The organism is Pantoea sp. X-Soil-YNGN-785 (assembly GCF_059730585.1).
Window position 1 is genome coordinate 1342836 of sequence record NZ_AP035942.1, and the last position, 20065, is coordinate 1362900.

Annotated in this window: 15 protein-coding genes; 7 read left to right on the forward strand and 8 right to left on the reverse strand. The window is 54.3% G+C overall.

Annotated elements, in window-relative coordinates:
* Nucleotides 1–25 precede the first annotated feature (25 nt).
* The 5 genes from infA to trxB all read right to left on the reverse strand — a co-directional run bounded on the left by infA (nt 26) and on the right by trxB (nt 5927).
* Complete coding sequence (gene infA / locus AC6I8E_RS06205; RefSeq protein WP_002211347.1) at nt 26–244, reverse strand: translation initiation factor IF-1; 219 nt, start codon at nt 242–244, stop codon at nt 26–28.
* A 345-nt stretch (nt 245–589) separates the two neighbouring features.
* Nucleotides 590–1282: a leucyl/phenylalanyl-tRNA--protein transferase gene (gene aat, locus AC6I8E_RS06210; protein WP_110331618.1), complete on the reverse strand. Its 693-nt coding sequence runs from the start codon at nt 1280–1282 to the stop codon at nt 590–592.
* Between the two features lie 33 nt (nt 1283–1315).
* The gene (cydC, locus tag AC6I8E_RS06215; RefSeq protein ID WP_313677887.1) at nt 1316–3046 is read right to left on the reverse strand and encodes a heme ABC transporter ATP-binding protein/permease CydC; all 1731 of its coding nucleotides are present in this window, start codon (nt 3044–3046) and stop codon (nt 1316–1318) included.
* On the reverse strand, nt 3046–4815 hold the full coding sequence (gene cydD, locus AC6I8E_RS06220) for a heme ABC transporter permease/ATP-binding protein CydD (protein ID WP_497824548.1): 1770 nt from the start codon (nt 4813–4815) through the stop codon (nt 3046–3048). Before cydD ends, cydC begins: the two co-directional genes overlap by 1 nt.
* 143 nt (nt 4816–4958) lie before the next feature.
* Entirely contained in the window at nt 4959–5927 is a 969-nt protein-coding gene (trxB, locus tag AC6I8E_RS06225) for a thioredoxin-disulfide reductase (RefSeq protein WP_013357303.1), read from the reverse strand.
* Nucleotides 5928–6071: 144 nt separating this feature from the next.
* On the opposite strand from trxB, the gene AC6I8E_RS06230 reads away from it, so the two are divergent.
* The 7 genes from AC6I8E_RS06230 to AC6I8E_RS06260 all read left to right on the forward strand — a co-directional run bounded on the left by AC6I8E_RS06230 (nt 6072) and on the right by AC6I8E_RS06260 (nt 15694).
* The gene (locus AC6I8E_RS06230) at nt 6072–6272 is read left to right on the forward strand and encodes a hypothetical protein (RefSeq protein ID WP_135909529.1); all 201 of its coding nucleotides are present in this window, start codon (nt 6072–6074) and stop codon (nt 6270–6272) included.
* A 175-nt stretch (nt 6273–6447) separates the two neighbouring features.
* A complete protein-coding gene (gene lrp, locus AC6I8E_RS06235; RefSeq protein WP_006118610.1) occupies nt 6448–6942 on the forward strand; it encodes a leucine-responsive transcriptional regulator Lrp in 495 nt (164 codons plus the stop codon).
* Nucleotides 6943–7060: 118 nt separating this feature from the next.
* Nucleotides 7061–10699, forward strand: coding sequence for a DNA translocase FtsK 4TM domain-containing protein (locus tag AC6I8E_RS06240; protein WP_497824549.1), 3639 nt, complete (start codon nt 7061–7063; stop codon nt 10697–10699).
* A 177-nt stretch (nt 10700–10876) separates the two neighbouring features.
* On the forward strand, nt 10877–11488 hold the full coding sequence (gene lolA / locus AC6I8E_RS06245) for an outer membrane lipoprotein periplasmic chaperone LolA (RefSeq protein ID WP_086905548.1): 612 nt from the start codon (nt 10877–10879) through the stop codon (nt 11486–11488).
* A 7-nt stretch (nt 11489–11495) separates the two neighbouring features.
* Nucleotides 11496–12839, forward strand: a complete 1344-nt coding sequence (locus tag AC6I8E_RS06250) for a replication-associated recombination protein A (RefSeq protein WP_147788455.1) — start codon at nt 11496–11498, stop codon at nt 12837–12839.
* A gap of 92 nt (nt 12840–12931) precedes the next feature.
* Complete coding sequence (gene serS, locus AC6I8E_RS06255) at nt 12932–14224, forward strand: serine--tRNA ligase (RefSeq protein ID WP_013357307.1); 1293 nt, start codon at nt 12932–12934, stop codon at nt 14222–14224.
* A 318-nt stretch (nt 14225–14542) separates the two neighbouring features.
* On the forward strand, nt 14543–15694 hold the full coding sequence (locus AC6I8E_RS06260; protein ID WP_041457190.1) for an MFS transporter: 1152 nt from the start codon (nt 14543–14545) through the stop codon (nt 15692–15694).
* Nucleotides 15695–15746: 52 nt separating this feature from the next.
* Here AC6I8E_RS06260 and pflA read toward each other — a convergent pair whose 3' ends face one another.
* The 3 genes from pflA to focA all read right to left on the reverse strand — a co-directional run bounded on the left by pflA (nt 15747) and on the right by focA (nt 19864).
* Nucleotides 15747–16487 carry a pyruvate formate lyase 1-activating protein gene (gene pflA / locus AC6I8E_RS06265; protein ID WP_110331624.1) on the reverse strand — a complete coding sequence of 247 codons (741 nt, stop codon included), beginning with the start codon at nt 16485–16487 and terminating at the stop codon, nt 15747–15749.
* A gap of 162 nt (nt 16488–16649) precedes the next feature.
* On the reverse strand, nt 16650–18932 hold the full coding sequence (pflB, locus tag AC6I8E_RS06270) for a formate C-acetyltransferase (RefSeq protein WP_013357310.1): 2283 nt from the start codon (nt 18930–18932) through the stop codon (nt 16650–16652).
* A gap of 71 nt (nt 18933–19003) precedes the next feature.
* Nucleotides 19004–19864, reverse strand: a complete 861-nt coding sequence (gene focA / locus AC6I8E_RS06275; RefSeq protein ID WP_033782513.1) for a formate transporter FocA — start codon at nt 19862–19864, stop codon at nt 19004–19006.
* Between the last annotated feature and the right edge of the window lie 201 nt (nt 19865–20065).

Consider the following 20065-nt stretch of genomic DNA (forward strand, 5'->3'; position numbering starts at 1 on the left):
TGCAAAGCGATGAGATTACTGCAAATTAGCGACTACGGAAGACAATGCGGCCTTTGCTCAGGTCGTACGGGGTCAACTCAACGGTCACTTTGTCACCCGTCAGGATACGGATGTAGTTTTTGCGCATTTTACCGGAGATATGAGCAGTGACCACGTGTCCGTTTTCAAGTTCTACGCGGAACATGGTGTTAGGTAACGTATCCAGTACGGTACCTTGCATTTCAATATTGTCTTCTTTGGCCATCGAATCCTCTGGGTGTACTACCTTTCAGTTGAACCGGCAAGATAATGCCCAATTCAACGATTTATGTAAAGAACCGTCGGCGATTTTGCCAACGCTTTGCCGGGGTGCACGTCAGTTGCGCGCATCCGGTAAAATTAGGGTGTTTAAGGTGACGTCTGCAGGGGATTAGCGGGCTAAGAATCTGAATCAACCGGTTACATGCGCACGATTGAAAACAGTTCCGAGAGTGCGTTGAGATTCCCAGCCTGGCAATTCCGGCTCGTTATTGCGAAGCGCGGACGACATACCAAACTCGACTATTATACCACTTATGCGCCTTTATGTGTGCAAAACATCTCTGCACGGCTAAAAAAGCGTTTGTGTCTGCCAGCAGCCATCGCTGACCGGCTGGTCAGCAAGGCGTTGTACATATTGCAGATAATCAGCGCGCGGGATCTCCTGCGCGCCCAGCGAGGCAGTATGGGGATTAAGTACCTGACAATCCACCAGTCGGCCCTGATGCCGGATGAAATGCTGACAAAAGACCCATAGTGCGGTTTTGGATGCATTCTGCTGACGACTGAACATCGACTCACCGCAGAAGATTTGTCCCATCGCCAGCCCATACATGCCACCCACCAGTTGATGTTCATCCCACACCTCGATGGAGTGCGCGTGGCCAAGTTCATACAGTCGCAACCAGGCACGCTTCATCTCAAAGGTAATCCAGGTGCCTTCCTCGCGACCGCTGGCGCAGCCCTCAAGCACCTCGGCAAAGGACTCGTTCATTGTCACCCGATAGGGTGAGCGATTGTGAAAACGCTTCATGCTACGGCTGAGATGAAACTGCTCTGGTAAAAGAACGGCCCGGGGATCGGGCGACCACCAGAGAATGGGATCGCCGGGCGAAAACCACGGAAAAATACCGTGCTGATAAGCATTAAGTAACCGGGCAGGGGAGAGATCGCCGCCCATGGCCAGCAGGCCATTTGGCTCACGCAGCGCCATCTCAGGCGGTGGAAAGAGCAGAGATTCCCGTGACAGTTGTACCAGTCTCATCGCGTTATGTTACTCATCGGCATTTCGCTAAGACTATAACGCAATACGCTGCCGGAAACGCCAGTAGCGCCCCGCTTTTGAGATTAATTCCGTATGACTGCCCTGTTCAACAATCGCGCCATTATCCATCACGCAGATACGATCCATGCGCTCCAGGCCACTCAGCCGGTGAGTAACCATGATCGTGGTTTTTCCGGCGGTCAGCCGTTGCAACAGGGCGAGAATATGTTGCTCGGTGGTCGCATCAAGCCCTTCGGTGGGCTCATCCAGCAGCCAGAGATCGCCGTCGTGCAGTAACGCGCGCGCCAGCGCCAGCCGGCGCAGTTCACCGCCGGAAAGCGGGCGACCCCCTTCGCCCATCCAGGCGTTTAATCCTTCCTGGTTCTCAAGCAGGCGCTGCAGGCCAACGTCGTTCAGTACGCGGCATAGCTGCTCATCAGTGGCATCGGGACGAGCCAGCAGCAGGTTATCGCGCAGGCTCTGACTGAAAAGATGAACCCGCTGCGTCACCACGCTGATACGCTGGCGCAACGCGGACTCTGACCAGGCGGTAATCGGCAGATCATTCAGGCTGATGACACCGTGCTGGCTCTCCCGGGCGCGGGTCAGCAGCGCCAGCAGCGTCGATTTTCCGCAGCCGGTCGGTCCCAGTAGCGCAATATGTTCACCCGCGGCGATCTGCAGGGTACAGCCATTGAGTACCTTATCCGGACGGTCGGGGTAGCTGAAGTCGAGCCGATCGATACTGACGTCGAGCGATCCTGATCGGGCGTCTGACTGTGCCGGAAAGGTGATAGCGGGTGACTGATCGATAATGTCATTGACCCGCTGCGCGGCAGTTGTCACCTGCGACATGGGCAGAAAAGCGCCTGCAACCGGTGCCAGCGCCTCAAAGGCGGCCAGGGCGCAGAACACCACCAGCGCAATCAGCGAGCCGGGTAACTGCTGTTCACTGATTGTCGCAGCACCAAGCCAGAGCAGCAGGGTTACGGTTACGCCACTGATCAGCAGCAGCAGGCTCTGGGCGGCGGCCTGTAAACGCTGTTGCTGGCTTTGTGCCTGCTGCCAGCGCTGTTCATCCTGGTCAAGTTGCTGACGCCAGCTCTGCGAGGCACCATATAACGTCAGTTCAGCCTGCGCCGCCAGCCACTGCATCAGCTGCTGACGCCAGCGGGCGCGTCCATGGGCAATTGCAACGCCTGCCGGTGAGCCCAGACGATAAAACAGCGATGGCATCAGAACCAGCGTACTCAGCATGATACCGCCGAGCGTCAGTGCCAGCGAAACATCAATAAAACTCATCCCAAGGGTAACGACCACTATCACCACAAATGCGCCGAGCAGCGGCGAAATGACGCGCAGATAGAGATGATCCAGCGTATCAACATCGGCGACAAAACGGTTGAGCAGGTCCGCCTGGCGGAACTGTGACAGCTGTCCCGGCGAAAGTGCCATCAGGCGGCTGAAGGTGTGGACGCGCAGATGCTGAAGCACCCTGAACGTCGCATCATGACTGACCAGACGTTCAGCATAGCGTGCGGCGGTACGGATGATCGCAGCACCACGGACGCCAGCCGCGGGCAGCATATAGTTGAAGGTATAGAGGCCCACTACGCCTGCTACTGACGATGCGGCGAGAAACCAGCCTGACAGGGTCAGCAGGCCAATGCTGGCCAGCAGGGTAGCAATCGCCAGCACGATGCCCAGCGCAAGACGGAAAGGGTGGCGCAGCCAGAGACGAAGAAAAGGACGCAAGGTCGACATCAGCGGATCTCCTGTTGACGATGCTTCAGCATTTCGCTGAAGGCACCGGGCTGTTGCGATAGCTGCTGCCAGTTGCCCTGTTGCACCAGTTTACCCGCCTCCATTACCCAGAGGGTCTGCCAGCGACTCAGCGTATCAATCTGATGGGTAATCATCAGGGTGGTCTGGCAGGCAGCTGCCTGGTTGAGGGCCAGCATCACATGACGTTCGCTGAGTGCATCCAGGCTGGCTGCCGGTTCATCAAGCAGCAATAAATGTGAAGATTTATAGAGCGCGCGTGCGACCGCGACCCGCTGTGCCTGACCCACTGACAGCTGATTACCACCATCGCCGGGCTGAGTTTCAATACCCCTGGGCAGACGAGGCAGGAACTCGTTAATGCCACACGATTCCAGCAGCGTCGCAAAGCGCTCGCTATTCCAGACTGCATTCATCAGGATATTGTCGCGCAAGGTGGTGGCCGGTAACTGAGGATTCTGGCCTACCCAGCTAAGCTGCTGATGCCAGTCGCTCCGCCGTATATCACGCAGTTCGACGCCATTCGCTTTCAGCGAGCCCTGATAAGGCAGGAAGCCAAGCAGGGCGTTCATCAGTGCCGTTTTCCCGGCTCCGCTTTGACCGACCAGCGCAATCTGCTCGCCAGCGGCAATAGTGAAAGTGAGCGGGCCGCACAGCACCTGACCATCAGGCGCGCAGACCCGCAGATCATCGGCGACAAGCGCGATGGAACGGTCGGCTGTGAAAGGTAACTGACCCTCCTGCGGCGCGGCGTCAGGTGTTGCCTGCATAAATGTTTCAAGTGCATCGGCACCGCCGACCGCCTGGGCTTTGGCATGATAGAACGCGCCGAGATCGCGCAGTGGCTGGAAAAACTCCGGGGCGAGGATCAGTACCAGGAACCCGGCAAACAGCGTCACGCCGTGGCCATAATCACCGAAATGTAATTCGCCCAGATAGGAGAAGCCAAAATAGACGGCTACCACAGCAATGGCTAACGAGGCAAAAAACTCCAGCACGGCGGAGGAGAGAAACGCTAAACGCAGCACGTCCATGGTGCGCTGGCGAAAATCAGTGGTGGCGTCGGCAACCGCCTGCTGCTCTGCTTCACCACGATGAAACAGCCGCAGCGTTTCTCTGCCGCGCAGACGGTCGAGAAAGTTACCGCTCAGGCGGGCCAGCACCAGGAAGTTGCGGCGATTGGCCTCGGCCGCACCCATGCCGACCAGCGCCATAAACAGCGGAATCAACGGCGCAGTGGCAAACAGGATCAGACCTGCGGTCCAGTTCAGCGGAAAAACAGTCAGCAGAATGCAGCAGGGGATCAGCACCGCCAGCGTCATCTGCGGCAGGTAGCGGGCGTAGTACTCCTGCATCTCTTCGATCTGCTCCAGCAGCAGGGTTGCCCAGCTCCCGGCTGGTTTTCCCTGAATCCACGCCGGGCCCAGATCAGATAATCGATCTAAGACCTGCTGACGTAACGCCTGACGGATAGCCTGCCCCGCCCGAAAACCGGTCAGTTCGCGGGCATAGTTGATCAGGGCGCGCAGTGCGAAGCAGAGCAGTAACAGCAGGATGCTGACCGTCAGGGTTTCACGCGGCTGCTGGTCAATGATCAGCGCCTGCAGCAGCGAGGCCAGTAAACCCGACTGGGCAATGATCAGCAGGGCACTTACCATGCCCAGCAGCGTGTTGAGCCGCAACCAGCGACCGGCGAAACGACGTTGCTGACGAAGCCAGCGGGTAAGATGCTGCTGCCGCGATTTGTCCATGCGAGACCATGCTAAATGTCGGTGACAGGGGAAAATGGAAAGACATTTCCATCTCTTCAGGCGCCAGAATCTAGCATGAGAGCTATAAAAAAGGCGACGGAAAAACCGTCGCCTGGAACATTTGAGATCAGAGGGTTAACAACTTACCGATCGTTTTTAACCAACCCGTCAAGAAAACGCTCAGCGTCTAACGCGGCCATGCAGCCGGTGCCTGCCGAGGTGATCGCCTGACGATAGATATGGTCCATCACATCGCCTGCCGCAAAGACGCCTGGGATGCTGGTCTGAGTGGCGTTGCCGTGCAGACCCGACTGAACTTTGATGTAACCGTTCTCCAGCGCCAGCTGACCTTCGAAGATAGCCGTATTCGGACTGTGTCCGATAGCAACAAACAGACCCGCGACTTCCAGCGCTTCTGTTTCATCACTGTTCTGGGTAGAACGCAGTGTCAGACCGGTCACACCCATCTGATCGCCTGTGACTTCTTCCAGCGTACGATGGGTGTGCAGCACGATATTGCCATTGCGCACTTTTTCCATCAGCCGGTCGATCAGGATCTTCTCTGCGCGGAAGCTGTCACGACGGTGAATCAGATGCACTTCAGCCGCGATGTTCGCCAGATAGAGCGCCTCTTCAACGGCCGTGTTACCCCCGCCAATCACTGCGACTTTCTGGTTGCGATAGAAGAAACCGTCACAGGTTGCACAGGCAGAGACACCTTTGCCCTTGAACGCCTCTTCAGACGGCAGACCCAGGTAACGAGCTGACGCACCGGTGGCGATGATCAGGGCATCTGCCGTGTATACGCCGCTGTCGCCAGTGAGGGTGAACGGACGGTTCTGCAGATCAACGGTGTGGATGTGATCGAAAATGATCTCAGTATTAAATTTTTCGGCATGCTCGTGCATGCGCTCCATCAGCGATGGACCTGTCAGATCGTGCGGGTCGCCCGGCCAGTTCTCCACTTCAGTGGTAGTGGTCAGCTGTCCGCCTTTTTCCAGACCGGTGATCAGCACCGGGTTCAGGTTGGCGCGTGCAGCATAAACGGCTGCGGTATAACCCGCTGGGCCGGAGCCCAGAATGAGTAACTTACTGTGTTTGGCCGTACTCATGCGTTCCTCAGTTTCATTCGGCTGACATAGCCTGCGATTGTAGGGAATATCCGGCGACAATAACAAGACTTAGCCAATTTTGTTAACGATAGCTGCAAGTGGCGTAGACGATGAGCGGCGGTTTTGCCTGGTCAATGCGCCAGAATGGGTCAAAAATCGGCTTTAAAGGGTGCAAAAGTGGAAAAATACTCATTTAAAAACAGATACCCAGCGGTCTGTCTGGCATCTTGTCCTGAATTTGGTGATTTTACTTTGACAATCGCCTGCGCTTTTGCGAAAACATTATCAGAAGCGAATAACATTTATCGGAACAAAACAGGTTTTCGTCGCCTGTTTTGCGTGTAACGCCGAATAAAAGCAGCCTGATATGGATAATGACGCATGATGTGGACAGACAACATGCGTCATATCGATAGGTGTCAGATCACAGGCTCTGTTAGCTCACTTCAGAAATGCCCCGAACATTGAGCGTTTTCAGGGCGTGGCAGGTAAAGGGAAGGAATTAAGAGAGACAATAATAATGGTAGACAATAAGAAACGCCCCGGGAAAGACCTCGACAGAATTGACAGGAACATTCTGAATGAACTTCAGAAAGATGGTCGCATTTCAAACGTAGAGCTTTCCAAACGCGTAGGCTTATCGCCTACGCCATGTCTTGAGCGTGTACGCCGTCTCGAACGCCAGGGATTTATTCTTGGTTACACTGCGCAGTTAAACCCGCACTATCTGGATGCCTCTCTGCTGGTATTCGTTGAGATTACTCTGAATCGTGGTGCGCCGGATGTGTTTGAGCAATTTAACGCCGCTGTGCAAAAACTTGAGGAAACTCAAGAGTGTCACCTCGTTTCCGGCGATTTCGACTACCTGCTGAAAACGCGCGTACCTGATATGTCTGCCTACCGTAAGCTGCTGGGCGAAACCCTGTTGCGCCTGCCGGGCGTAAACGACACGCGAACTTATGTGGTGATGGAAGAGGTCAAACAGAGCAATCGACTGGTGATCAAAACTCGCTGATGCGGGGCAGGTGCAAAACCTGTGAGATTTCGGTACACTCCTGTGCATTCATACAGGATCAGCGTCGGGCTTGCCCGACGCTGTTGCTTCTTACTTTACAGGCACCTGGAGAGTCCTCTTGAGCCAGGAATATACAGAAGATAAAGACGTTTCGTTACAATCGCTGAGCAGTGGACGTCGTCTGCTGGAAGCGTTGCTCATTCTGGTGGCGCTGTTTGCCATTTACCTGATGGTTTCACTGGTCAGTTTTAACCCTTCCGATCCGAGCTGGTCGCAAACGGCCTGGCATGAACCTATCCATAATATCGGCGGCAGCGTCGGTGCCTGGCTGGCTGACACCTTACTCTTCATCTTTGGTGTGATGGCGTACGCCATTCCGCCCGTCATTCTGGGTTTGTGCTGGATTGCTTTCCGTCAGCGCGACAGCCAGGACTATTTTGACTACTTTGCCGTCGGGTTACGCTTAATTGGCGTTCTTGCGCTGGTGGTAACGACCTGTGGTATGGCAGCGCTGAACGCTGATGATATCTGGTACTTCGCTTCAGGCGGCGTGATTGGTAGTCTGGTCAGTAATGCTATTGCCCCCTGGTTCAGTCCGGCTGGCGGCACGCTGATGCTGCTCTGCGTCTGGGCGGCGGGGATAACCCTGTATACCGGCTGGTCCTGGCTCACCATTGCAGAAAGAATTGGTGGTGTCGTCATGGGCGTCCTGACGTTTGCCAGCAACCGCTCACGTCACGATGAACCCTGGCAGGAAGAGGATGACGAACGCGACGCGCAAGATTATGCGGATGTCCCTGCATTGCATGCCGCCGATCAGGATGATGACGTGCTGCTGTCTGCGCCGCGTGCTGTCGATCAGGAAGATGATGTGCTGCTTGCCGCGCCACGCGCTGCCGCTCAGCCTGTGCCGACACAGCCGGATCCGCTACTGGCGAAAGCAGCAGCCGCAACCAGTGCGGCGGTAGCCGCCACTGCGGAAGCTGCAGAGGTGACCATCGCTCCCGCAGCGCCGGTTACCGCGGCACCTGCTGCAGCGGCCTTTACTGCATCGGCACCTGCCGCGTCAGCAGCAATACCTGCATCGTCGACGGCACAACCTGCTCCAGCATCTGCACAGAACATCCCTGCATCTTATGGTGCAACGACGGCTCCAGCGCAGAGTGCTTCTGCAGCCGCAGCTTCACCACCGCTTTACCACTTTGAAATGCCAGACGAAGCTCCGGCTGCGCCATCGTTCAATGCTTACGACGATGACGAACCTAAAATGGGTAACTGGCGTGACACATCAGCGATCCCTGCGGCCGCAACAGCCGCCGCTGCCGGAACGGCGGCCACACGTACTGCGCCTGTTTTCGACTTAGCCCCTGAAACCAATCTGAATCCTCAGGTTAAGCAGGGTATCGGACCGGCGCTGCCGCGTCCTAATCCGGTAAAACTGCCTACGCGTCGTGAGCTGGCTTCTTATGGCATTAAGTTACCTTCTCAGCGCATGGCTGAAGAGAAAGCCAAAGCGGAAGAGAGCGAAACGGCATCGGCTACGTCGGTTTCCACTGCACCTGATGCTGAAGAGGCATTGCAGCAGGCTGAACTGCGTCAGGCCTTCCAGTCTGAACAGCAGCAGCGTTACGGCACCAGCTGGCAGCAGGACGAAGAAGAGGAGCAGGATGCGCAGCAGCAGCATGCACTGGCACGTCAGTTCGCCGAGCAGCAACAGCAGCGCTATGAACCTGAAGTGAGAAAAGAGCCGGTATTGAATATTGATACTGCCTCCGCGTTCGATTTTTCACCGATGAAAGATCTGGTGGATGACGGCCCGTCTGAACCGCTGTTTACCATTGCTGCGACGCCGGAGCCGGAAGCGCCTGCGGTTTCACACGAACCGTGGCAGCAGGTAAGTGAGGTCTCTAGTCCTCAGGCACCGGCTCAGGTGCCTGCACCTGCCCGTTTTGCACCGGCAGAACCTGCCTATAGTGCCCCAGTGACGCCTGCGGCTCCCGCAGAACCTGCCTATCATGCACCAGCGGCACCTCAGGCCCCGGCTTATTCTGCGCCAGCTTACGGTACGCCAGCAGATCCTGAAGCGGGTTATGCCGCGCCGTCTGCGCCTGTGTATGCTGCACCAACGGCGCCTCACGCCCCGGCTTATTCTGCGCCGTCTTATGGGACGCCAGCCGTTGAGCCGGTTCAGCCAGTTGAAGAAGCGAAACCTTCACTGCATGACAGCCTGATCCATCCGTTCCTGATGCGCCACGAGCAGCCGCTGGAGAAACCGTCCACGCCACTGCCTTCGCTGGATCTGCTGACGGCGCCTCCTGAAGAGGAAGAGCCGGTTGATATGTTCTCGCTGGAGCAGACTGCCCGTCTGGTGGAGTCACGTCTAGGCGATTACCGCGTCAAAGCCGAAGTGGTCGGCATCTCACCTGGCCCGGTTATCACCCGTTTCGAGCTTGACCTGGCGCCGGGTGTAAAAGCAGCACGTATCTCTAACCTGTCGCGCGACCTGGCACGATCACTCTCGACTGTCGCGGTTCGCGTGGTGGAAGTGATCCCAGGCAAACCTTATGTGGGCCTGGAACTGCCAAACAAACATCGTCAGACCGTTTATCTGCGTGAAGTCCTGGATTGCCCTAAATTCCGCGACAACCCGTCGCCACTGGCCGTCGTGCTGGGTAAAGACATTGCCGGTCAGCCGGTCGTGGCCGATCTGGCGAAAATGCCGCACTTACTCGTTGCCGGTACTACCGGTTCCGGTAAGTCCGTGGGCGTGAACGCCATGATCATCAGCATGCTCTACAAGGCGACACCGGAAGAAGTTCGCTTCATTATGATCGACCCGAAAATGCTGGAGCTGTCGGTCTATGAAGGCATTCCGCACCTGCTGACCGAAGTGGTCACCGACATGAAGGACGCCGCGAATGCGCTGCGCTGGAGCGTCGGCGAAATGGAGCGTCGCTATAAGCTGATGTCGGCGCTGGGCGTGCGTAACCTGGCGGGTTACAACGAGAAAGTGGAGCAGGCCGAAGCGATGGGCCGTCCGATTCCTGATCCGTTCTGGAAGCCGGGCGACAGTATGGATATGACGCCGCCGGTTCTGGAGAAACTGCCGTATATCGTGGTAATGGTCGATGAGTTTGCTGACCTGATCATGGCAGTGGGTAAAAAGGTTGAAGAGCTGATTGCGCGCCTGGCACAGAAAGCCCGTGCTGCGGGTATCCATCTGGTGCTGGCAACACAGCGTCCATCCGTAGATGTGATTACTGGCCTGATCAAAGCGAACATCCCGACACGTATCGCCTTTACCGTTTCGAGCAAGATAGACTCCCGTACCATTCTCGATCAGGGCGGCGCGGAATCCCTGCTGGGTATGGGTGACATGCTTTACATGCCGCCAAACTCCTCACTGCCGGTTCGTGTTCACGGTGCCTTCGTGCGTGACCAGGAAGTACATGCGGTGGTTCAGGACTGGAAAGCACGTGGTCGTCCGCAATATATCGACAGTATTACGGCAGGCGAAGAGAGCGAAAGTGCCGGTGGCATCGATAGCGATGAAGAACTTGATCCGCTGTTCGATCAGGCAGTCGGCTTTGTGGTCGATAAGCGCCGAGCCTCGATTTCAGGCGTTCAGCGTCAGTTCCGCATCGGCTATAACCGCGCGGCACGTATCATTGAGCAGATGGAAGCGCAGGGCATCGTCTCTGCACCAGGACACAATGGTAACCGTGAAGTGCTGTCGCCACCGCCTCACGATATGTAGCGGTTAAATGTTTTGAAACACTACTTGATGAGCCAGTTCCGACTGGCTCATTGTTTTTACGCGGTTAACCCCCATATCTGGATCAGCTTTCGGCTTTTTCCTCTGTTCTGATGACGGAACGGCGACCAGGCTTAATGCAGTTATCGATGGGAACGTTTAAATAAGGAATTGAAGCAGATGAAATTACGCGTAATCGCTCTGGGCCTGTTGGCCACCTTTTCTTCGGCCAGCGTTCTGGCTGATGCTTCCAGTGATCTGCAACAGCGCCTGAACAAGGTCAGCAGCTTCCACGCCAGCTTCACGCAAAAAGTGACCGACAGCAGCGGTGCCAATGTACAGGATGGTGAAGGCGAATTGTGGGTTAAACGTCCCAGCCTGTTTAACTGGCATATGACCGCGCCGGACGAAAGCATCATCATCTCTGACGGCAAATCGCTGTGGTTCTACAATCCATTTGTTGAGCAGGCGACCGTTAGCCTGCTGCAGAATGCGACCAGCAATACGCCGTTTATGCTGATTGCCCGCAACCAGTCGAATGACTGGAAGCAGTACAACATTAAACAGCAGGGTGACAATTTCGAGCTGACACCGAAAAACAGCGATGGCAACCTGAAACAATTCACCATTCAGGTGACCTCCAGCGGCACCATTAACCGCTTCAGCGCTATCGAACAGGATGGCCAGCGCAGTGATTACCAGCTGAAAAGCCAGCAGAATGGTACTATCAGCCCGGATAAATTCACGTTCACACCGCCTAAAGGCGTGACGGTGGACGACCAACGTCAGTGAGGTCACGGTGAGTAACCTGTCCCTGGATTTTTCCACCGAAAATTTCAAACCTCTGGCCGCGCGTATGCGGCCAGAAACATTGAAACAGTACATTGGTCAGCAACATCTGCTGGGTGCGGGCAAACCGCTGCCGCGCGCGATTGAAGCAGGGCACCTGCACTCGATGATCCTGTGGGGACCACCCGGGACCGGCAAGACGACACTCGCTGAAATTATTGCGCATTATGGTAACGCCGATGTGGAGCGTATCTCAGCAGTCACTTCGGGTGTGAAAGAGATTCGTGAGGCGATTGAGCGTGCCCGCCAGAATAAACATGCCGGGCGGCGCACCATCCTGTTTGTGGATGAGGTCCATCGGTTCAACAAGAGCCAGCAGGATGCTTTTCTGCCGCATATCGAAGATGGCACGATTACCTTTATTGGTGCGACCACCGAAAACCCCTCTTTTGAACTCAACTCCGCATTGCTGTCACGCGCCCGCGTTTACCTGCTGAAATCACTGACGACCGAGGATATTGAGCAGGTGCTGGATCAGGCGATGCAGGATAAAGCGCGTGGGTATGGCGACAGTGACATCGTGCTGCCGGACAATACACGTAGGATGATCGCTGAACTGGTTAATGGCGATGCACGCCGGGCGCTGAACACGCTGGAAATGATGGCGGATATGGCTGAAATCACCGCCTCGGGTCAGCGTGAACTGACGCCGCAGTTGCTCAACGAAGTCTCGGGTGAGCGATCCGCGCGTTTTGACAACAAAGGCGACCGCTTTTATGACCTGATTTCGGCTCTGCACAAATCCGTGCGCGGCTCGGCACCCGACGCGGCGCTTTACTGGTATGCACGCATTATTACCGCAGGTGGCGACCCGCTCTATGTCGCACGCCGGTTGCTGGCTATCGCCTCAGAAGATGTCGGCAATGCCGACCCACGCGGCATGCAGGTGGCGATTGCGGCGTGGGATTGCTTTACGCGCGTCGGGCCGGCAGAGGGGGAGCGTGCCATCGCTCAGGCCATTGTTTATCTCGCGTGCGCGCCTAAAAGTAATGCAGTCTACAACGCGTTTAAAGCCGCCATGCGTGATGCGCGCGACCATCCCGATTACGATGTACCTGAGCATCTGCGTAATGCGCCGACTAAGCTGATGAAAGAGATGGGCCTGGGCAAAGAGTATCGTTATGCCCATAACGAAACCAACGCCTATGCCGCCGGTGAAGTCTATTTTCCGCAGGAACTGGCCAGCGCACGCTATTACACCCCAACCCAGCGCGGGCTTGAGGGTAAGATTGGTGAAAAGCTAAGCTGGCTCGCTGAGCAGGATCAAAATAGCCCGACAAAACGCTACCGCTGAAACAGACGTTACGGTAATGTGGGCAATGTTTTCAACGCATTCCGCGGGAATGCGTCCCTTCTTTCAACCAACTTTTTATACACAGGATAAGCATGCTCGATCCCAATCTGCTGCGTAACGAGCCAGACGCAGTCGCAGAAAAACTGGCACGCCGGGGATACAAACTGGATGTGGAAACGCTGCGTTCGCTTGAAGAGCGTCGCAAAGTACTGCAGGTGGAAACTGAAAATCTGCAGGCAGAGCGTAACTCCCGATCCAAATCCATCGGTCAGGCCAAAGCACGTGGGGAAGACATCGAGCCGCTGCGTCAGGAAGTGAACGCGCTGGGCGAACGCCTGGATGCCGCAAAAGCAGAACTGGATGAACTGCAGAATCAAATCCGTGACTTTGCGCTGGCGCTGCCGAACATTCCGGCAGATGAAGTGCCGCTGGGCAAAGATGACAGCGAAAACCAGGAAGTGAGCCGCTGGGGTACCCCGCGCGAGTTCAGCTTCCAGGTTAAAGATCACGTTGAACTGGGTGAAGCGGCGAAAGGCCTGGATTTTGCGGCTGCCGTGAAACTGACCGGTTCACGCTTTGTGGTCATGCAGGGTCAGATTGCCCGCCTGCACCGTGCACTGAGTCAGTTTATGATTGACCTGCACACTGAGCAGCATGGCTACCTTGAAACCTACGTGCCTTACCTGGTTAATCACGAAACGCTTTATGGCACCGGTCAGCTGCCTAAGTTCGGCGAGGACCTGTTCCACACTCGCCCGCTGGAAGAGCAGTCAGACAGCAGCAACTATGCGTTGATTCCTACCGCGGAAGTGCCGCTGACCAACCTGATGCGCGATGAGATCGTGGAAGAGGATAGCCTGCCGGTTAAACTGACCGCGCATACGCCATGCTTCCGTTCTGAAGCGGGTTCTTACGGTCGTGACACGCGCGGCCTGATCCGTATGCACCAGTTCGACAAAGTTGAAATGGTGCAGATTGTCACTCCGGAACAGTCAATGGATGCGCTGGAAGAGCTGACTGGTCATGCAGAGAAAGTGCTGCAGCTGCTGAATCTGCCGTATCGTAAGGTTTTACTCTGTACCGGCGATATGGGCTTTGGATCGACCAAAACCTACGATCTGGAAGTCTGGCTGCCAGCGCAGAATACCTATCGTGAAATTTCATCCTGTTCCAACATGGGTGATTTCCAGGCGCGTCGTATGCAGGCGCGTTACCGCAACAAACAGGAAAAGAAACCGCGTCTGGTTCATACCCTGAATGGTTCAGGACTGGCCGTAGGCCGCACTCTGGTCGCGGTGCTGGAAAACTATCAGCAGGAAGATGGCCGCATCACCGTGCCTGAAGTTTTACGTCCCTACATGAATGGCGTCGATGTCATCGGCTAAGCGATTCACCATTCTTAAACCCGGCCATGGCCGGGTTTTTTTATGCGTAGTTTTTGAAAAAAGGATTTACTGAGACTGAATTTAATCACAAATAAACGTTATCGATACCAGGTGCGTCGGAACGCTTAAAAATCTAATTTTTCATAGAGATAGCGCTCAGCAATATGCCGCATAACACAATTGTAACCCACTGAAGATTAGTAAATTAAATTGTCCAGCAGCAAAATGTGCTGCTATCAAATTCAGCCCATTGACTTTAAAAAAGCCAGTGGCAAACTGCGCGCAATTTACTTCATTTTGCTCTGGTTTCTATCCCCTATGTCAACCTGGTCACGCCCCGTGATATTGCTGCTTTGCGGCCTGATGTTAATGACTGTCGCCATTGCCGTGCTGAATACGCTTGTTCCACTGTGGCTGACGCATGACTTATTGACAACCTGGCAGGTGGGCATCGTAAGTTCCTCTTATTACACCGGCAATCTGGCAGGTACATTACTGGCTGGCTGGTTAATCAGACATTACGGGTTTAATCGCAGTTATTATCTGGCAACCGGGCTCTTTGCCGTGGCAACGATTTGCCTGGTAACGATGGAAGGTTTCTGGGCGTGGAGTTCGCTTCGTTTTGTCGCGGGGGTAGGCTGTGCGCTGATGTGGGTCGTGGTTGAAAGCGCACTTCTCTGTAGCGGAACCGTCCGAAATCGTGGACAGCTACTGGCTGCCTATATGATCGTTTATTATCTTGGCACTGTAACCGGTCAGTTACTGGTCAGCACCCTCTCTACAGAATTACTGAGCGTAGTACCCTGGGTCACTTCACTGGTGTTCTGTGCGGTACTGCCTCTGGTCTTTACACGAGTATCAGCCACCGGTGAAGCGGCTGAAGCGGCACCGGCTCGCATCTGGCCGATGCTTCGTCGTCGCAGTTCACGTCTCGGCATCAATGGCTGCATTATCTCCGGTATCGTTTTAGGTTCGCTTTATGGCCTGATGCCGCTTTACCTGTCGCATCAGGGAATGAGTGATGCCAATGTCGGCTACTGGATGGCGTTACTGGTCAGCGCCGGCATTGTCGGGCAGTGGCCAGTTGGTCGGCTGGCCGATCGTTTCGGCCGCCTGCTGGTGCTGCGGGTGCAGGTCTTTGTCGTTATCCTGGGTGCGATGGCGATGCTAACCAATGCCGCAATGGCACCAGCACTGTTTGTTCTGGGGCTGGCAGGCTTCACACTCTATCCGGTGGCCATGTCCTGGGCTTGTGAGACGGTTGCACATCATGAACTGGTTGCGATGAATCAGGCGCTGCTGATGAGTTATACCGTTGGCAGTCTGGCTGGACCGGCAATGACCTCCGTTCTGATGCAGAATTATTCTGACCGGCTGCTGTTTGTGATGATCGCTGCAGTAGCGCTGATCTATCTGCTGATGCTGCTGCGTAAAGCGGACCAGCAGGCGACGCCAGTGGCACATGCCTGATCGCTGAACAGTAAAAAGGGAGCGTTAAGCTCCCTTTTTTGTGACCGATTCTCTAGTACATCACTTCGTGGCCGTAGCTGGCGAGAATATTCTTAACGCGTTCCATCGTCTCTTTCGCCGGTGGTTTCACCCCATCCAGCTTGTACTCTTCACCCATTGCAATCCATTTATGCTTACCCAGTTCGTGATAGGGCAGCAATTCAATCTTCTCAACGTTCTCCATGTCACGTGTGAATTCACCCAGCCGATGCGCGGTGTCATCATCGTCGGAGTAACCGGGTACGACGACAAAACGGATCCAGGTCCGCTTGCCTTTTTTCTGCAGGTAGCGGGCAAAATCCAGGGTACGGTGATTTGATACCCCCACCAGAATCTGATGCACATCGTCATTCATCTGTTTGAGATCGAGCATCACTAAGTCAGTCACGTCGAGCAGTTCGTCGATTACCGGATCGTAGCGGCGTACGAAGCCATTGGTGTCGAGACAGGTATGGATGCCTTCGGCCTTGCAGGCGCGGAACCAGTCACGCACAAATTCAGCCTGAAGAATCGCTTCACCGCCAGACGCAGTAACACCGCCGCCAGAGGCATTCATAAAGTGGCGATAGGAGAGCACATCCGCCATCAGCGCGTCGACGCTGATCTCTTTGCCACCGTGGGTATCCCAGGTGTCGCGGTTGTGACAGTAGAGGCAGCGCATCAGGCAGCCCTGGAAGAAAGTAATGAAACGGATGCCGGGACCATCGACGGTGCCGCAGGATTCAAATGAGTGGATACGACCGTTAACTGACATTGCGATGTTTCTCCAGTGAGTCTGCCGGGACAGACGGCGCAATCTCTGTTGCGCTCAGGGCAGGAAATCGATTCTGGTGGGAACCTTGATGAAGATGACCATCAGAACAGACTTTTAAGGAAAAGGCTCCGCGAGGAGCCTTTTTATCGGGTTTATCCGTGATTACAGTGACTGTGTGAAGGTACGGGTAATCACATCCTGCTGCTGCTCTTTAGTCAGTGAGTTAAAGCGTACAGCGTAACCAGAAACGCGAATCGTCAGCTGCGGATATTTCTCTGGATGCTCCATCGCGTCCAGCAGCATTTCACGGTTCATAACGTTGACGTTAAGGTGCTGGCCGCCTTCGATGCTGGCTTCGTGATGGAAGTAACCATCCATCAGACCGGCAAGGTTGGTTTTGCGCACGTTATCATCTTTACCCAGCGCGTTTGGCACGATTGAGAAGGTATAGGAGATACCATCTTTTGCATAGGCAAACGGCAGTTTAGCGACAGAAGTCAGTGAAGCCACCGCACCTTTCTGGTCACGACCATGCATCGGGTTAGCACCAGGTCCAAACGGTGCGCCAGCGCGACGTCCATCCGGCGTGTTACCGGTTTTCTTACCATACACCACGTTCGAGGTGATGGTCAGAACAGACTGCGTCGGCACGGCATTACGATAGGTAGTCAACTGCTGAATTTTCTTCATGAAGCGTTCAACGAGATCGCAGGCCAGGTCATCAACACGGGCGTCGTTGTTACCGAACTGTGGATATTCACCCTCGATGTCGAAGTCAATCGCCAGACCATCTTCGTCACGAATCGGTTTCACTTTGGCGTATTTAATTGCAGAAAGTGAATCCGCAGCAACAGAGAGACCGGCGATACCACAGGCCATGGTGCGATAGACATCCCGGTCATGCAGAGCCATCAGTGCCGCTTCATAGCTGTACTTATCATGCATGTAGTGGATGATGTTCAGCGAAGTCACATACTGTTTTGCCAGCCAGTCCATGAAGTGATCCATACGCTCCATGACGGTGTCGAAATCCAGCACGTCGTCGCTGATTTTGTCGCCTTTCGGTCCGACCTGCATTTTCAGTTTTTCATCCACGCCGCCGTTGATTGCGTAAAGCAGCGTTTTCGCCAGGTTGGCACGTGCGCCAAAGAACTGCATTTGTTTGCCGACAATCATTGGACTCACGCAGCAGGCGATGGCGTAGTCATCATTGTTGAAATCAGGACGCATCAGGTCATCGTTCTCATACTGCAAAGATGAAGTATCAATAGAGACTTTAGCGGCGTATTTTTTGAAATTAATGGGCAGTTTTTCTGACCACAGAATGGTCATGTTTGGCTCAGGTGAAGGACCCATGGTGTAGAGGGTATTCAGGAAGCGGAAGGTGCTTTTTGATACCAGTGTGCGACCATCAACGCCCATACCTGCCAGTGATTCGGTTGCCCAGATTGGGTCACCAGAGAACAGCTCATCATATTCCGGGGTACGCAGGAAGCGAACCATGCGCAGTTTCATGACCAGATGGTCAATCAGTTCCTGAGCCTGTTCTTCCGTCAGCTTACCGGCTTTAAGGTCACGCTCAATGTAAACATCCAGGAAGGTTGAGACGCGGCCAAACGACATGGCAGCACCGTTTTGTGATTTAACGGCAGCCAGATAACCATAGTAAGTCCACTGCACAGCTTCCATTGCGTTGGTAGCCGGGCCGGAAATGTCATGACCATACTTTGCGGCCATCTCTTTAATCTGAGCCAGCGCATGATGCTGATCGGAGATCTCTTCACGCAGACGAATGGTTGCTTCGAGATTCACACCGTTCTCTAAATCTTCCTGCAGTGATGCGAACTGAGCGAATTTATCCGCCATCAGGAAATCGATGCCGTATAACGCCACACGACGATAGTCACCGATAATACGGCCACGGCCATAAGCATCAGGAAGACCGGTCAGAATACCTGATTTGCGGCAGCGCAGAATGTCCGGGGTATAAACATCGAATACACCCTGGTTGTGTGTTTTGCGGTATTCAGTGAAGATTTTTTTCAGAGAAGGGTCGAGTTCACGGCCATACACTTTGCATGAACCTTCGACCATTTTGATGCCGCCATAAGGAATGATGGCGCGTTTTAATGGCGCTTCAGTCTGCAGCCCAACAATTTTTTCCAGAGACTTATTAATGTAGCCCGCGTCGTGCGAGGTAATCGTGGAGGCGAGATCGGTGTCGAAGTCGACTGGCGCGTGGGTGCGGTTCTCAATTTTGATGCCTTCCAGCACGCTTTCCCACAGTTTGGTGGTCGCTTCAGTGGCGCCCGCCAGGAATGACTCATCACCTTCATAGGGGGTGTAGTTTTTCTGAATGAAGTCGCGCACATTGACGCTGTTCTGCCATTCGCCTTCAGCAAATCCTTCCCATGCTGAAGCCAGTTTTGCATTAAGTTCGGTCATAATATACCTGCCTTATATGAAGAGACTTTACGGTCGGGCACAGTCAACGTCCTGTGCCGTCAAAAATGCGTTTAATGTACCTGGTCACCTTTGCGGAGATAGATAACCCAGTAAGTCAGCCCAACCAGAACGCCACCGCCGATGATGTTACCGATCGTTACGGGAATCAGATTGTGGAGAATAAAGTTACTGACGGTCAGCGCGTGAAACTGTGCAGCCGTAGTGCCAGCAGCCTGCCAGAACTCAGGTGTTGCGAAGTCGCGGATAGTAATGGCATAGGGAATGAGAAACATGTTGGCGATGCTGTGTTCGAAACCGCTGGCGACAAACATCCCAACAGGCAGAATCATCACGACCAGCTTATCGGTCAGGCTGCGACCGGAATAGCTCATCCAGACGGCGAGGCAGACCAGCAGATTAGCTAATGTACCCAGACAGACTGCTTCTATAAAGGTGTGATGCATTTTGTGATCGGCGGTTTCCAGGACATTTAAGCCCCAGGCACCATTCGCAACCATATGCTGTCCGGCAAACCACATCAGGGCGACAAAGAAGAGTGCACCTGCCAGGTTACCGGCGTAGACGTTAAACCAGTTGCGGGCCAGTTGACCCCAACTGATGCGACCACTGGCTTTAGCCACGACGATTAATACCGTCGAGGTAAAAAGGTCGGCGCCACACACCACGACCAGCATCAAACCGAGTGAGAAACAGATACCGCCAATTAGTTTGGCTATGCCATAGGGCATCGCGCCGCTGCCGGTAGTCGCTGTAATATAAAAAACGAATGCGATTGAGATGAATACGCCAGCGTTTATTGCCAGAAAGAAGGTCGTAAAGGGATGTTTGGTTGCTTTATAGATACCGGCCTCTTCGGCCACTTTCGCCATTGCGGCTGGTAATAAAAGATTAAAAGGGTTGTCAGTTTTCACACTAACTTACTCCTGAAGTTGTCTGAAAAAATACTAACAAAGGAGTATAGGTCAGCAATTGATGTGGATCATGTTTGCCGAAATGGTCGCCATCATCTCGCATGGAAATGAAAAAATAATCGCGTAAATTATTGAAATTGTAAGTTTAAATTAATTTTAAAAATACAAATATATTTTAATGTGATGCGGTTGCTCGCACTT

What these genes read in the sequence shown, in the direction of transcription:
- lrp (WP_006118610.1), top strand. Translation starts at nt 6,448, where the DNA reads ATGGTAGACAATAAGAAACGCCCCGGGAAAGACCTCGACAGAATTGAC.
- trxB (WP_013357303.1), bottom strand. Translation starts at nt 5,927, where the DNA reads ATGAGTACGGCCAAACACAGTAAGTTACTCATTCTGGGCTCCGGCCCA.
- pflA (WP_110331624.1), bottom strand. Translation starts at nt 16,487, where the DNA reads ATGTCAGTTAACGGTCGTATCCACTCATTTGAATCCTGCGGCACCGTC.
- infA (WP_002211347.1), bottom strand. Translation starts at nt 244, where the DNA reads ATGGCCAAAGAAGACAATATTGAAATGCAAGGTACCGTACTGGATACG.
- lolA (WP_086905548.1), top strand. Translation starts at nt 10,877, where the DNA reads ATGAAATTACGCGTAATCGCTCTGGGCCTGTTGGCCACCTTTTCTTCG.
- serS (WP_013357307.1), top strand. Translation starts at nt 12,932, where the DNA reads ATGCTCGATCCCAATCTGCTGCGTAACGAGCCAGACGCAGTCGCAGAA.
- cydD (WP_497824548.1), bottom strand. Translation starts at nt 4,815, where the DNA reads ATGGACAAATCGCGGCAGCAGCATCTTACCCGCTGGCTTCGTCAGCAA.
- aat (WP_110331618.1), bottom strand. Translation starts at nt 1,282, where the DNA reads ATGAGACTGGTACAACTGTCACGGGAATCTCTGCTCTTTCCACCGCCT.
- AC6I8E_RS06230 (WP_135909529.1), top strand. Translation starts at nt 6,072, where the DNA reads ATGGGTCAAAAATCGGCTTTAAAGGGTGCAAAAGTGGAAAAATACTCA.
- cydC (WP_313677887.1), bottom strand. Translation starts at nt 3,046, where the DNA reads ATGTCGACCTTGCGTCCTTTTCTTCGTCTCTGGCTGCGCCACCCTTTC.
- pflB (WP_013357310.1), bottom strand. Translation starts at nt 18,932, where the DNA reads ATGACCGAACTTAATGCAAAACTGGCTTCAGCATGGGAAGGATTTGCT.
- AC6I8E_RS06260 (WP_041457190.1), top strand. Translation starts at nt 14,543, where the DNA reads ATGTCAACCTGGTCACGCCCCGTGATATTGCTGCTTTGCGGCCTGATG.